13 protein-coding genes are annotated in these 12,383 nt (G+C 65.0%); 7 read left to right on the top strand and 6 right to left on the bottom strand.

What is annotated here, in order from left to right; translation table 11 throughout:
- Positions 1-53 precede the first annotated feature (53 nt).
- Genes ACJ0G7_RS11385 through ACJ0G7_RS11370 form a run of 4 tightly spaced genes read right to left on the bottom strand, consistent with a single transcriptional unit; the run spans position 54 to position 4,837 of the window.
- Positions 54-1,655 carry a YcjF family protein gene (locus ACJ0G7_RS11385; protein ID WP_407396212.1) on the bottom strand — a complete coding sequence of 534 codons (1,602 nt, stop codon included), beginning with the start codon at positions 1,653-1,655 and terminating at the stop codon, positions 54-56.
- Positions 1,652-3,802 (bottom strand): transglycosylase domain-containing protein, encoded by a 2,151-nt coding sequence (locus tag ACJ0G7_RS11380; RefSeq protein ID WP_052378142.1) that lies wholly within the window; start codon positions 3,800-3,802, stop codon positions 1,652-1,654. The genes ACJ0G7_RS11385 and ACJ0G7_RS11380 overlap by 4 nt, the downstream gene beginning before the upstream one ends.
- Complete coding sequence (lspA, locus tag ACJ0G7_RS11375; RefSeq protein ID WP_407396210.1) at positions 3,795-4,274, bottom strand: signal peptidase II; 480 nt, start codon at positions 4,272-4,274, stop codon at positions 3,795-3,797. Before lspA ends, ACJ0G7_RS11380 begins: the two co-directional genes overlap by 8 nt.
- Positions 4,271-4,837, bottom strand: coding sequence for a biotin transporter BioY (locus ACJ0G7_RS11370; protein ID WP_043691320.1), 567 nt, complete (start codon positions 4,835-4,837; stop codon positions 4,271-4,273). The genes lspA and ACJ0G7_RS11370 overlap by 4 nt, the downstream gene beginning before the upstream one ends.
- A gap of 56 nt (positions 4,838-4,893) precedes the next feature.
- Here ACJ0G7_RS11370 and ACJ0G7_RS11365 point away from each other — a divergent pair, with 56 nt between their 5' ends.
- Positions 4,894-5,121 (top strand): DUF3148 domain-containing protein, encoded by a 228-nt coding sequence (locus ACJ0G7_RS11365; protein WP_043691319.1) that lies wholly within the window; start codon positions 4,894-4,896, stop codon positions 5,119-5,121.
- Here the strand turns inward: ACJ0G7_RS11365 and ACJ0G7_RS11360 are convergent.
- Together ACJ0G7_RS11360 and ACJ0G7_RS11355 are read right to left on the bottom strand one after the other, a co-directional pair.
- On the bottom strand, positions 5,103-6,359 hold the full coding sequence (locus tag ACJ0G7_RS11360) for a M16 family metallopeptidase (RefSeq protein ID WP_407396208.1): 1,257 nt from the start codon (positions 6,357-6,359) through the stop codon (positions 5,103-5,105). The two genes, ACJ0G7_RS11365 and ACJ0G7_RS11360, sit on opposite strands and share 19 nt — an antisense overlap.
- A complete protein-coding gene (locus tag ACJ0G7_RS11355; protein ID WP_043691315.1) occupies positions 6,359-7,639 on the bottom strand; it encodes a pitrilysin family protein in 1,281 nt (426 codons plus the stop codon). The genes ACJ0G7_RS11360 and ACJ0G7_RS11355 overlap by 1 nt, the downstream gene beginning before the upstream one ends.
- A 19-nt stretch (positions 7,640-7,658) precedes the next feature.
- Between ACJ0G7_RS11355 and ACJ0G7_RS11350 the strand changes: the two genes are divergently transcribed.
- From ACJ0G7_RS11350 to ACJ0G7_RS11325, 6 genes are all read left to right on the top strand, one after another.
- Positions 7,659-8,402: a phycocyanobilin:ferredoxin oxidoreductase gene (locus ACJ0G7_RS11350; RefSeq protein ID WP_052378141.1), complete on the top strand. Its 744-nt coding sequence runs from the start codon at positions 7,659-7,661 to the stop codon at positions 8,400-8,402.
- On the top strand, positions 8,399-9,310 hold the full coding sequence (locus ACJ0G7_RS11345; RefSeq protein ID WP_052378140.1) for an HlyD family efflux transporter periplasmic adaptor subunit: 912 nt from the start codon (positions 8,399-8,401) through the stop codon (positions 9,308-9,310). The genes ACJ0G7_RS11350 and ACJ0G7_RS11345 overlap by 4 nt, the downstream gene beginning before the upstream one ends.
- Positions 9,307-10,476 (top strand): ABC transporter permease DevC, encoded by a 1,170-nt coding sequence (devC, locus tag ACJ0G7_RS11340; RefSeq protein ID WP_186483526.1) that lies wholly within the window; start codon positions 9,307-9,309, stop codon positions 10,474-10,476. Before ACJ0G7_RS11345 ends, devC begins: the two co-directional genes overlap by 4 nt.
- Complete coding sequence (locus ACJ0G7_RS11335; protein WP_043691312.1) at positions 10,476-11,156, top strand: DevA family ABC transporter ATP-binding protein; 681 nt, start codon at positions 10,476-10,478, stop codon at positions 11,154-11,156. Before devC ends, ACJ0G7_RS11335 begins: the two co-directional genes overlap by 1 nt.
- Before the next feature lie 32 nt (positions 11,157-11,188).
- Positions 11,189-11,344, top strand: a complete 156-nt coding sequence (locus tag ACJ0G7_RS11330; protein WP_006171625.1) for a hypothetical protein — start codon at positions 11,189-11,191, stop codon at positions 11,342-11,344.
- Between the two features lie 87 nt (positions 11,345-11,431).
- Positions 11,432-12,376 carry a glycosyltransferase family 2 protein gene (locus ACJ0G7_RS11325; RefSeq protein WP_043691310.1) on the top strand — a complete coding sequence of 315 codons (945 nt, stop codon included), beginning with the start codon at positions 11,432-11,434 and terminating at the stop codon, positions 12,374-12,376.
- Positions 12,377-12,383 lie beyond the last annotated feature (7 nt).

Below are 12,383 nucleotides of genomic sequence, written 5' to 3'. Positions count from 1 at the left end.
CATCATCACCGGTGCGATCTCCGTCGCCATCGGCGTTCTCTATCTCGGGATGATCACGGTCCTGGACGCCCGCGGTCCGATGCTCCCCCCTCCTCCCGAGGCTCTGGCCGGGGTGGGAGCTTCCGATCTGGGCGGCGCTGCAACGGTTCCACCACCTGCCGCACGGCCATCTCAAGAAAGCTCCTGAGAGAGGCATCGCGACGGTTCAGTTCAAAGGCCTGCCGCACGGCATCCTGAACACCTCCGTCCCCCCAGTCCTGGTCCTGCTCGAAATAGCGGATGAAGCTGAACCCGGCGATGCGGGTCAGCCAGGCCGCAGCCACGCCCTGGATCGCCCGTCCGGCCAGCAGGGTCGGCAGACTGAGGCTGAGAGCGGTTCCGATCAGGCTCATCGCTCCCTTGACCAGTCCCAGGGTCGCCAGCGTCCGTCCCACGGACAGCGCCAGCTCACGAGCCCGATCTCTGGAGAGTTCGACTCCATAGACGCCGGCCATCTCCATCACCATCTGGGCATTCACGGCAGCCGTTCCAAGCAGGTCAACGCCGGGCAGCGGCGTGGCTGCCACGACCCCGCCACTGATCCAGCTGTAGCGGTCCACGCAGCGCTGAGCCTCCCGTCGTCGCTGGCGGTTCAGCAGCTGCCGACCCTGCTCATCCAGCCTGCGGCACTGCAGAAGGATGTTGTCGGCGATCAGTTCCTCGCCATCAGCGTGGAGCACGGCTGCGAGCCGCTGCAGCAGCTCCACCACATCCGGTGCCGGTTGCAGCGGCTGGCCCCCCGGTCTGGGAATCGACTGGGGTGAGGCACTGCAGGCGATCACATCCAGCTCCTCCACCAGCCCTCTGCAGCGGTGACGCAGCACCTCCAGCAACCGTCGCTCCTCTTCAACACCTCGCAGATCACGCTTGTTCAGCACCAGCAGCAGACGCTTTCCAAGGTCGGCGATCGACTGCAGAACGCCGAACTCGGAGGCCCTCAGATCTCCATCCACCACCACAAGGAGCAGATCGGAACGCACGGCCACCCTCCGTGCCGTTTCCTCACGGGTATACCCGGCGTCCCCGGCCTCGAGGATGCCGGGGGTGTCCACCAGCTGCAGGCCACGCTGCAAGCCCCGCAGTTTCAGGCGATAGGTGCGGCTGTGCTGGGTGGAGCCCATCGCCGCGGCGACCTCCCCCACCATCTCCTGAAGCAGTGCACGGATCAGAGAGGTCTTCCCGCTTGAGCCGCTGCCGAACACGGCCACCACGAGGTCGCCGCGCGTCAGATCCTCCGCGACCCGCTGCCGCTCCCGTCGCAGTCCCTCGCGGGTGATGTCGTCCTGAAGCTGTTCCAGCACGCGGTCGATGCTGTCCAGACTTCGGGTCGCGGCCTCGCGCCGATCGCTCGGAACCTGAATCTGCGGTTCCGTGGTCTGATCCGGCCGCTGCTTCCGTCGCTGCCAGCTCTGCCACCATGGCCAGCCGATCTGGATCCCGAGAGCGAGGATCAGGCCGACGGCCAGCAACAGCACCGGAGTGAGCAACCAGCCCGGCAGCAGATAGCTGAGATCCCAGAGCAGGCTGCGGACCGCCTGGAGGATGGCTCCGATCACCACAAGGGCCAGGAGCCCGGCAGCAAGGCCGATCAGCAACCGGCTGCGCGGCGGAATCATTGCGTGACGCTGCCGCGACCCGCTGCCCGGATGATGTCGCCCCAGAGGACCGCGGCAAGGGCGCTGGAGCTGGCGGTCGGACTGTTGTCGTCGTTGCCCAGCCAGATGCCGAGCACCCAGTGACGCGAGGGTTCGTAGCCGATGAACAGCAGATCACGACCGTCGTTCGTGGTGCCCGTCTTGCCTCCCTCCTTGCCGCCGAGATAGGCCCCTCGACCGGTGCCGTTGCGCACCACCGCCTGCAGCAGCGTCTGCATCCGCTTGGCAGTCTCGGGCCGGACGGCCCGACGCTCGGCGTTGAGACTTCCGCTGCCGGTGGCTGTGAGACTGCGGCAGGACCTGGCCTGCTCGGCTGTGCAGGTCTCCGCGTCCACAAGCCTGCGGATGGTGGTCGGTGGATGCCACAGTCCGTCGTTGGCCACCGCGGCATAGGCACTGGTGAGTTCGATCAGTCGGACTTCGCTCTGACCGAGGGCAAGACCCGGTACGGGGTCGAGCGGTGTGGTGATCCCGAGAGCCCTGGCCTGACGCACGACCTGCTCCAATCCGATCCGACGGGACAGTCGCAGGGCTGCGGTGTTGTTGCTGAACGCAAAGGCGCTCAGCAGCGTCAGTTCCCCCTTGCAGGTGCTCTCAAAGGTCTGACCTCCCCACTCCAGCCCCTCGCAGTTCAGCTTGGTTCCCGGGCTGATGCCGCGCTCCAACGCCGCGAGGTAGGTCATCAGCTTGAAGGTGCTGCCGGGCTGCCTCAGCGCCATCGTGGCCCGGTTGAACTGGCTGAATCGGTAGTCACGGCCACCGGCGATGGCGAGAACACCACCGTTGCGGCTGTCAAGCACCACCGCTGCCCCCTGCCCGACGCCGAGGCCGGCGCTGCTCTCGAGCAGATTCTGCAGCTGTCGGACCACCACGGACTGGAGCACAGGGTCGAGATGGGTCTCGATCAGAAAATTCCCTTCCGCTGCCACCTCCGGTCCCACCAGGGCAGTGAGATCTCGGCGCACCTGGTCGCTGTAGAAGGGTGCTGTACCGGCATTGACCTGGCTGCAGGCCTTCGGCGACAGCTGGATCGGTCGACGACGGGCTTCGCGGGCGGCTTCCAGGGACAAGCGCCCCTCATCGGCCATCTTGTTGAGCACCAGATTGCGGGCCTCCAGTGCCCGCTGGGGGTAACGGCAGGGATCGTGTCCGTTCGGAGACGGCAGCAGGCCCACCAGCAGGGCCGCCTGCTCCAGGTTGAGCTTGCTGGCCGAGGTGTTGAAGTAGGCCCGGGCGGCGTCCTCGAATCCGAAGCCGACACCGAGATACACCCTGTTCAGATAGCTCAGCAGCAGCTCTGCCTTGCTGAAGCGGCTCTCCAGCTGCAGAGCCACCAGCAGCTCCCTCCATTTGCGTTCGATCGTGTCGCCCTGCCCGACCTGATCGGGATACAGGCTGCGGGCCAGCTGCTGGGTGAGACTGCTGCCCCCTTCAAGCACCTCGCCACCAACGACATTGGTCGTCAGTGCCCGCAGGGTGCCGATGGCATCGATGCCGGGATGCCACCAGAAGCGGTTGTCCTCGCTGGCCAGCAGAGCATCGACGATGGATGGAGAAAATTCCTGGATGCTGCCGAGTTCACGGTGGCGCTGGGAATCAGCAGAACGGATCGGCTGGTTGTTCCGGTCGTAGATGGCGATCGGACCCTGAACCGTGGCCAACCGGCCGCGGACCGGGACACTGAGATTGGCGAGAAGCAGCAAGGCGCCGGTGGTGCTGAGTCCCGCCACCACCAGGGCCCCGGTCAGCCAGGCAAGACGCCGACCGTTGTGTTCACGCGGGTTGATGAAGCGAAGAGTCGGTGATCCCGCCTCGGAAGCGGGTGCCAGGGCAATCCGGTCACCGTCACGCAGTTCCAGTTCTCTGACACGGCGGCCCTTCCACCAGATCCCGTTGGTGGAGTCCTGATCGATCAGCAGCCAGTGCCGTCCACGACGTTGCAGCAGAGCATGCAAGCGGCTGATGGCCGGATGATTGAGCGGAACCTCGAGACTGTCCTCCCGCCCGAGTCGATAGCCGTCTCCATGCAGGGGGATGCTTCGGTCCGGCTGATCCAGCTGGTGAACAACCAGGCTGGGCACTCCGGATTCAGCAATGCGTTCAGCCACGGCGAATCCCGCTGCGGTTCGACCAGAGGTCCACAGCGAAGCAGATCACGGCGAGATTGATGGCGACATCAGCCGGATTGAAGATCGGGAAGTCGATCGGAACAAGGGCCAGAAAATCGACCACATAGCCGAGCCGCCAGCGGTCCAGTCCATTGCCGAGACTGCCCCCCAGCAGGAAGCCGACAGCCAGCCCCTGCCAGATCGGGAGCCTCTGCTGTCGCCAGAGCCAAACCAGAACGGCGATGACCACCACCAGACTCAGCAGTGCAAGCAGCGGTGTCGCTCCCCGCAGCAGGCTGAACGCTGCTCCGGTGTTGTGCACCAGGCGCAGATCCAGCAGACCGGGAACAACCTTGATCGAGCGTCCATCGCTCAGCAGGGCCGTGATCCAGGCCTTGCTCAGCTGATCACAGAGCACAACGGCGACGGCGATCACAATCACGCCACTCCGTCCCAGCACGCGATGGTTCATCCCGGCACCATCAGCAGACGGCGCAGCACGACGGCGATCAGGCCCACTCCGCAGCACAGCAGGAGCTGCGCCGGCAGGGGACCCAGCGAGTACTGAACGATCAGCTGGGGCAGGGAGACGCTCCAGCGGCTCAACAGAGCACCAAGGCCAAGGTTCAGAAGTCCGCAGAGCTGCAGAACCATCAGCCCCGCGATGGCGGAGCCGGTCTGCGCGGTCAGATCCCCCATCTCGTTCTGCTGGGACAGCCGTCCTGTGAGCCAGGCGGCCGGAATGAATCCGGCCAGATAGCCGAACCCGGGCTCGAGCACATAAGTGATTCCGCCACCGCTCTGGAACACGGGCAGATCAGTGAGGCCGATGCTCAGATAAGCGACGGCAGCGATCACCCCTGCCCTGGGACCACAGACCAGTGCGCAGAGCAGCAGGGCCGGGACCTGCCAGGTCGCCGGCAGCTCCACCACTGACAACGGCAACGGCACCAACAGGGCTGCCGGCAGCAGGCTGCCGATCAGGATCAGCAGCAGACCGGCGAGGGCGCCGCTCCATGTGGCCAGGGCCCGCACGGCTTGGCTTCGACTCGGCCCATCCTGCTTGACAATGCAAGCCCTGCCCAGACTCCATGGATGCGTCGATCGGCGACCGCCTGCGCCTGAAAGAACCCATGCCGTACCTGAAGACGGCGGATCCCATGCCCATGCTGCGACCTCCGGACCTGGTCGAAGCCGGAGAAATCGGTGAGGTGGTGGCCCTGCGCCCGCTTGACACCCTGGCTGTGCGCTTCAGGCGCGGCACGTTTCTGATCCCCATGGATCGTCTCGAGGCCGTCGCTCAGGACCGCGACGACTGACTGCACCAGAGCCGGCTGAGGGTCTCCAGAGACTGCCGGGGTCCGCAGAGACTCAGGCTTGGTCTGTGCAACCAGCGATCCGCCACCTGCCGGAGTGCCTCTGCATCCAGCGATTCCAGACTGCTCTGACACTGCTGATCAAAATCCTGCGGCAGACCGAGGCCGCACAGCTGCACGTTGCGCTCAGCCCGTTGGGAACAGGTCTGGCCGGCATGGGCCATCTGGCCGATGAATTTGGCTCGGGCCAGGGCCAGCTCAGCCTGGTCGAGGAGCCCCTCCCGGAGCTCCCACCAGATCTGCATCAGCAGGCGCAGGGTGAGATCAGCCCGATCGGCACTGGTCGAGGCATGCAGAAGAAACGGAGCTGCGCCGGCGCGGACCGGATGATGCACGCCGGTTTCATAGGCGACACCGTTCTCCTCCCTCAGCCGCTGGAACAGGAGGCCCGACATTCCGGCCCCGAGATGACAGGCCAGCAATCGCAGGGCGAGATCATCCGGGTGTCCGTGCGGGATGGTCGCCTGCCCCAGCATCACGACCACCTGTTCCGTGGCCATCACCGACCCGTGCAATCGGTTGTTCGAATGCTCCGCACCGGTGTCCGGCAGCTGGCCGGCATCGGCAGTCCCGGGCGGCCAGGAGGCGAACCCGGGCAGCGTTCCGAACTGCTGGGTCAACTGATCAGGCCACTGGCCACAGAGCGCCAGAACCGCCGGTTGCCGTTGCAGATCAGAGGCGAGGGGTTCGAGTGAGGATCGCTCGAGGCTGATCAGATCCGCTTCGATTCCCAGCGGATCGTGGCCATAGCCGCCCTCTCCGTAGGTCAGGTTTCGCCAGCCGTCAAAGGCGATCTGCACCGGGTCCTCGCGCTGGCGCACCAGGGCCTGAACCGACAGCTGCCGCTCCAGCTCCAGCTGATCAGGCTCCAGGTGCGGGGCCGTGACCATCCAGGCCAGGCTGGGCAGCAGCTCCCGAGCATCCTCGCTGGCGCAGCGCAGGCTGATCAGCAGCCCATCCTCGTGAGCCTCGCTGCGTAGTCCTGCTCCCCGGCCTTCGATCAGTTCAGCCAGTTGCTGGTGGTTGTGCGGACCGCATCCTCTGGTGAGCAGGGCGGCCAGAAGCTGATGGGCGCCACGCTGTCCGGCGGGATCACATGCGCTTCCCCTGGGCAGCAGCAGCTTGGCTGCCATCACTCCAGGCGTGGAGCGTGGCTCGAGCAGCAGTTCAGGCCGTCCCATCACGCTGCCGCTCCGGGGGTGGCAATCAGGGTGCAGGCTCTGTCGCTGCTGAGCGTCGGCATCAGCTCCTGCAGGAGGCGGTCAGCACTCCAGCCGTTCAGAACCTGCAGGGGTTGCAACAGGTCCTGCTGACGCTCCCAGAGCTGTTGACTCCCCGCTGTGCCAGCCACCTGCGCCGTGGATTCAAGGGAGAAGCGCAGTCCGTTGCCAACGAGCTGTCGGGCTCGATTCAGCTCCCACTCGGCTGGTGGCTCATGGAGGCTCCTGGCCAGTTCTGCCTCGAGCTCCCGTTCCACACTCGCCAGATCCTCCTCTCTGCAGCAGATCTCGAGGGTGACCAGGCTCCCCTGCTCCAGCACCGTGAGATCCATGTCCACGGTCTCCGCGATGCGCAGTGTCTCCCGCAACCGCCCGACCAGACGACTGCGTCGTCCCTCGGCAAGAAGCGTGGTGGCCAGATCCGCCCCCATCACCATCTCCTGATCGGCTGCTTCCGCTGTTGACCACAGCATCAACAGCCGGGCGGACTCGAGGCGATCGACCCGGATCGCATGGCGGCCGCTGCGCACGGCCGCAGCCGGCGTCGGGATGGCATCGAGCGGTGCCGGCTCCAGATCCATCAGCGCTGAGGAACGGATGTGTGCTTCCAGGAATCCATCCGGAGCGCCGGCGATGGCGAGACTGCAGTTCGAGCCCCGGTACCGTCGCTGATGAAAGCGACGGACCATGTCCGGTGTCATGGCCATCAGGCTGGAACGTGCGCCGAGGATCGGCCGGCCGTAGGCATGGTCCGGACAGCCTCGGCTCAGCAGCACCTGCAGGACCAGTTCGTCGGGTTGATCGGCACACTGGGCGATCTCCTCAAGCACGACTTCCCGCTCGGTGCTGAAATCGCGCTCCAAAACCGCCGGATGCAGCACCAGATCAAGCAGCAGATCCAGGGCACGGGTGGTCTGCTCGGCGGGAATCAGCACATGGAAATGCACATCGTCGAATCCGGTGGCCGCATTGGAGCTGCCTCCGAGAGCTTCGATCTCGCGATCGAAGGCACCTGCTGGCAACTGATCGCTGCCTTTGAACACGAGGTGTTCAAGGAAGTGCGCCATCCCCTCTTCTCCCCTCTCTTCGCTGGCGCTTCCAGCGCGACACCAGAGATCAAGGCATGTCAGCGCAGCCTCCGGCATCGCCGCTGTCACGCAGCGGACGCCGTTGGGGAGTGTCCAAGGGGTGAGGTCAGGTCCGACCAGCGAAGTGCTCAGAACTACGTGGCAAAGTTCCATTCTGTGCCTGCTGCCCCTGATGCAGTCCTCCGTGTCGGACTCCTGTGAGGGACTGCACCCCCTGGTGAAGGCGTTGTCGGAGGGAATCCGCAGTGCCCGGGGTGAGCTGCCCGAGCTGCGGCTCCTGCCGCTGGCGGCCGATCTCGAGCAAGTCCAGGGGCGGCTGGATGGTGAACGCCTGTTCATCGCCAATGAGGTTCACCAGTGCCGTGGGCTGCGCAAGCTTCACCTTGAGGTCGCCCGCCTCGGCAACGGTCTGCAGATCCTGCACTGCGTCTGGTTCCCGGACCCCCGCTTTGACCTGCCGATCTTCGGAGCGGATGTCGTGGCGGGTCCGGCCGGCATCTCGGCGGCCATCGTTGATCTCTCCCCGGCAGGGGAGAACCTTCCTGCGCCTGTGGTGTCGGCTCTGCAGACCGTGCCTGTGCCGGGATTCCGGCAGGTTCGCCAACTGCCTGGCTGGGGGACGATCTTCTCCAGCTTCGTGCGTTTCATCCGTCCGGACGGTGCCGACGAGGAAGAGCTGTTCCGTCAGCTGGTGATGGATTACCTGGCCGTGATGCGGGAGGCGGTGGCCGGTGCCTCACTCGATTCCCCTGAAGCGACTTCTACGATCCGCAGACATGAGGGTCAGCTGAACTATTGCCTCCAGCAGAAGCGCAACGACAAGACCCGCCGGGTGCTGGAGAAGGCCTTCGACCCGACCTGGGCGGATCGCTACATCGAGCAGCTCCTGTTCGACGATCCGCCTCCTCTGAGATGAGTCGGCTGCGCCGCTGGGGGCTGCTGACTGGCGGAACTCTCGCGCTCGCCGCCGGCGTCTGGGCCGTCGTCAAGAACCTGCCGTCAACGTCACAGCAGGTGGCAGATCCTGCCCCGCTGACGCGGGCACCCGAAGCGGTGGCGGCGCTCGGGCAGCTGGAACCCTCCGGTGAGGTTCGGCGACTGGCGGCTCCCTCATCAGGGCTGGCCGGCAGTGCGCGGATGGCGGAGCTTTTGGTGGCGGAGGGTGAGACGGTCCGGGAGGGCCAGCCCCTGGCGCGATTCGACAGCCGATACAAGGTTCAGGCGCGCCTGGCGTCCAATGCGGCTCTGCTGAAGAGCCTGGAGAGCGAGATCGGATTCCAGCGCATCGAGGTCGAGCGCTACTCCAGAGCGGCCCGTGGAGGGGCTGCTTCGCTGGTGCTGCTTGAAACGAAGCAGGCCGAGCTGGGGCGTCTCGAGGGACAGCTGCTTCAGGCCAGGGCCGAGCGCGGGGTTCTCCAGGTTGATCTGCTGAACAGTGAACTCAGGTCTCCGATCGATGGCCTTGTGCTCAGGGTGCACGCCCAGGTCGGCGAGCGTCCGGGATCGGAAGGGGTGATGGAGGTCGGTGCCAGCCAGCGCATGCAGGCACGGATCGAGGTGTACGAATCCGACATCTCAAGAATCACCATCGGCCAACCTGTGACGCTCACCAGCGAGAACGGCGGGTTCAAGGGTGAGTTGCAGGGTCGCGTGGCGTCCATCACACCTCAGGTTCAGCAGCGTCAGGTGCTGTCGACCGATCCCACCGGTGACGCGGATGCCCGTGTGGTCGAGGTGAACGTGGCGCTTGACCCGCAGGACGCAGCCAGGGTCAGCCGGTTGTCCGGACTGAAGGTGATCGCCCGTTTCGGAGTGACGTCGTGAAGAGGCCCTGGCAGGGCCGTCGCATTCCTTTGTCGTGGCTGCTGCTGACGCGCCAGCCGATCCGGCTGCTCGTTGCCCTCGCCGGCATCAGCTTCGCCGGCATTCTGATGTTCATGCAGCTCGGCTTTCGCGACGGGCTGTTCGACGCCAGCGTCACAGTGCACCGGCTGTTCGATGCCGATCTGGTGCTGATCAGTCCCCGATCCGCCAGTTCGGTGCGCATGGCGGGGTTTCCGCGTCGCCGTCTGGTGCAGACCCTGGCTGATCCGGAGGTCGAAGGTGTCACGCCGGTCCACTGGGGATTGATGCTCTGGCGCAACCCGGAGACCCGTCGCAACCGGGCGATTCTGGCTCTGGGGTTCAATCCCGATGATCCCTTCTTCATGGATCCCGGTCTGGCGCAGAAGACGGGGGTTCTCAAGCAGAAAGGGCGCATCCTGTTCGATCAGCTGTCCCGCCCTGAGTTCGGTCCGATCGCGCAATGGCATCGCGAGGGGCGCACCGTCGAGACCGAGATTGCGGGCAATCGCGTCCGTGTTGCCGGTCTTGTAAGCCTCGGCACCAGTTTCGGTGCCGATGGCAACCTGCTGACCAGTACCGAGACTTTTCTCGATCTGCTGCCTCAGAAACCGCCCGGGGCGATCGAGGTCGGTCTGATCCGTCTTCGAGCAGGCAGTGATCCTGATCGGGTGCTGGCTCGATTGAAGCAACGGCTGCCTGATGACGTGATCGTCCTCAGCAAGCAGGGGTTCATCGATTTCGAGCAGAACTACTGGCGCAGCAGCACCTCGATCGGATTCATCTTCACGCTCGGTGCCGCCATGGGCTTCGTGGTCGGTTGCGTCATCGTTTATCAGGTCCTCTACACGGATGTGAGCGACCACCTGCCCGAGTACGCCACGCTGATGGCGATGGGCTATCGGCTGAGCCATCTGCTTGGGGTGGTGCTGCGGGAGGGGGTCTACCTCGCGGTGATGGGCTATGTGCCGGCCTATCTCGCCGGTCAGGGTCTGTACTGGTTCGTCAGGGATGCCACCCGGTTGCCGGTGGGCATGAACGCCACGAGAGCTCTGACGGTTCTGGTGATGATCCTGGTGATGTGTGTGGCGTCCTCCCTCCTGGCGATGCGCAGGCTTGTGGATGCCGATCCTGCGGAGATCTTCTGATGGCCGCCGTTGAACTGAGCGGTCTGAGTCACGCCTACGGCCGCGGTGCCATGCGCCGTCAGGTGCTGCAGAACATCAGCCTGCGGATCGATCCGGGGGAGGTTGTGCTGCTGACCGGACCATCGGGCTGCGGCAAGACGACGCTGCTCACCCTGATCGGTGCCCTGCGTTCGGTGCAGTCAGGGGATGTGACGGTTCTCGGTGAACGTCTGGATGGAGCCGGCCGTCGTCGACGTCAGCAGGTCAGACGCAGGATCGGCATGATCTTTCAGGGGCACAACCTGCTCCGTTGCCTCACCGCTGAGCAGAACGTTCAGATGGGGTCGGATCTTCTTCCGGGTCTTGGTTACAGGGCCCGTCGGGATGAAGCCCGCCGCTGGCTGAGGGCTGTCGGCCTCGAGGACCAGATGGCCCAGATGCCCCACGACCTGTCCGGAGGGCAGAAGCAACGGGTCGCCATCGCCAGGGCTCTGGCTGCCCATCCACGTCTGCTGCTGGCGGATGAACCCACCGCAGCCCTGGACAGCGCCACGGGCCGCGGTGTCGTTGAGCTGCTGCGCACCCTTGCGCTCGAACAGTCCTGCGCCGTGCTGATGGTCACGCACGACCCCAGGATTCTCGACGTGGCCGATCGGCTGCTGAGAATGGAAGATGGCTGCCTGCTGCCGCCCGTTCAGTAAGGTGATGGTCTGTGTCACGCAGACAACATTCCATGGCCAAGCGCAGGAACTTGAAGAAGGAGAAGCAGGAGCGCAATCGCGCCTACGCGCGCAAGTTCAAGAAGCGCAAGCTCCGCAACGACGGCCGCGGTGAGGGAGCCGGCAACGGTGTGACCGGAACCGCAAACAACGGCGGAGCGGCGGACTGATCCGCCGAGTCATTCCATCGCAAAGGGGCCTGAAGGCCCCTTTTTTTGGTCTCTAGGCTTGCTGATCTCTGCCACGAGGGTTCCGCGATGTTCGCCAGCGTCGTCATCCCGACCTACAACCGGAAGCCGATCCTGGAGAAGTGTCTGCTCGCTCTCGAGCAGCAGCAGCTCGGTGGAGCACTTGATCGTTATGAGGTGGTGGTGGTGGACGATGGATCCACCGATGGAACGCCCGACTGGCTGCGCGAGCACGCGGCCCGCTTCCCCCACGTCCGCTTGATTGAACAGGAACATGGCGGCCCTGCTGCGGGCCGCAACCGCGGCGTGCAGCAGGCCGATGGAGACGTGATCGTTTTCATTGACAGCGATCTTGTGGTGACTGACACGTTTCTTGCCAGCCATGCACGGGCGCTCAGCCAGCACTGGCAGACCCACGGGGACAGGCTGGCCTTCACCTACGGAGCCGTTGTCAACACGGCCGACTTCGACAACCCAACCTCGGAACGGCACAAGCTGCGTGATCTGTCCTGGGCGTATTTCGCTACCGGGAATGTGGCGATCGATCGCGATGTGCTGGAGGACTCCGGTCTGTTCGACACAGGATTCCGTCTCTACGGCTGGGAGGATCTCGAACTCGGGGAAAGACTCCGACGCATGGGGGTTCAACTGATCCAGTGCCCGGAGGCTGTGGGGTACCACTGGCACCCAGCCCTGAGCCTGGATCAGATCCCCCGCCTGATTGAGGTGGAAGGGGAACGGGCCCGCATGGGTCTGGTCTTCTATCGGAAGCACCCGACCCGGCGTGTGCGCTTCATCATCCAGTTCACCTGGCTGCACCGAGTTCTCTGGGAGCTTCTGACGCTCGGAGGTCTGCTGAATGAGCACAGCCTGCGACCCCTGCTGCGCTGGCTCATCCGTCGGGGCCATGCGGGAACGGCCATGGAGTTGCTGCGGCTTCCCCTGAACCGCATCGGCGTGCGGGCTCTGTTCCGGGAAGCCAGTGCTGCCGGCGTTCCCTGCCCCTTGCTTTGATAACGTC

Source organism: Parasynechococcus sp. (assembly GCF_045559935.1).
Taxonomy (GTDB): domain Bacteria; phylum Cyanobacteriota; class Cyanobacteriia; order PCC-6307; family Cyanobiaceae; genus Parasynechococcus.
This window is presented reverse-complemented; position numbering and strand designations above follow the sequence as displayed.

Coding starts and splice junctions, on each gene's coding strand:
- ACJ0G7_RS11350 (WP_052378141.1), top strand. CDS start 7,659: ATGCAGTCCTCCGTGTCGGACTCCTGTGAGGGACTGCACCCCCTGGTG.
- ACJ0G7_RS11385 (WP_407396212.1), bottom strand. CDS start 1,655: ATGATTCCGCCGCGCAGCCGGTTGCTGATCGGCCTTGCTGCCGGGCTC.
- ACJ0G7_RS11335 (WP_043691312.1), top strand. CDS start 10,476: ATGGCCGCCGTTGAACTGAGCGGTCTGAGTCACGCCTACGGCCGCGGT.
- ACJ0G7_RS11345 (WP_052378140.1), top strand. CDS start 8,399: ATGAGTCGGCTGCGCCGCTGGGGGCTGCTGACTGGCGGAACTCTCGCG.
- lspA (WP_407396210.1), bottom strand. CDS start 4,274: ATGAACCATCGCGTGCTGGGACGGAGTGGCGTGATTGTGATCGCCGTC.
- ACJ0G7_RS11360 (WP_407396208.1), bottom strand. CDS start 6,359: ATGGGACGGCCTGAACTGCTGCTCGAGCCACGCTCCACGCCTGGAGTG.
- ACJ0G7_RS11365 (WP_043691319.1), top strand. CDS start 4,894: ATGGATGCGTCGATCGGCGACCGCCTGCGCCTGAAAGAACCCATGCCG.
- ACJ0G7_RS11325 (WP_043691310.1), top strand. CDS start 11,432: ATGTTCGCCAGCGTCGTCATCCCGACCTACAACCGGAAGCCGATCCTG.
- ACJ0G7_RS11330 (WP_006171625.1), top strand. CDS start 11,189: ATGGCCAAGCGCAGGAACTTGAAGAAGGAGAAGCAGGAGCGCAATCGC.
- ACJ0G7_RS11355 (WP_043691315.1), bottom strand. CDS start 7,639: ATGGAACTTTGCCACGTAGTTCTGAGCACTTCGCTGGTCGGACCTGAC.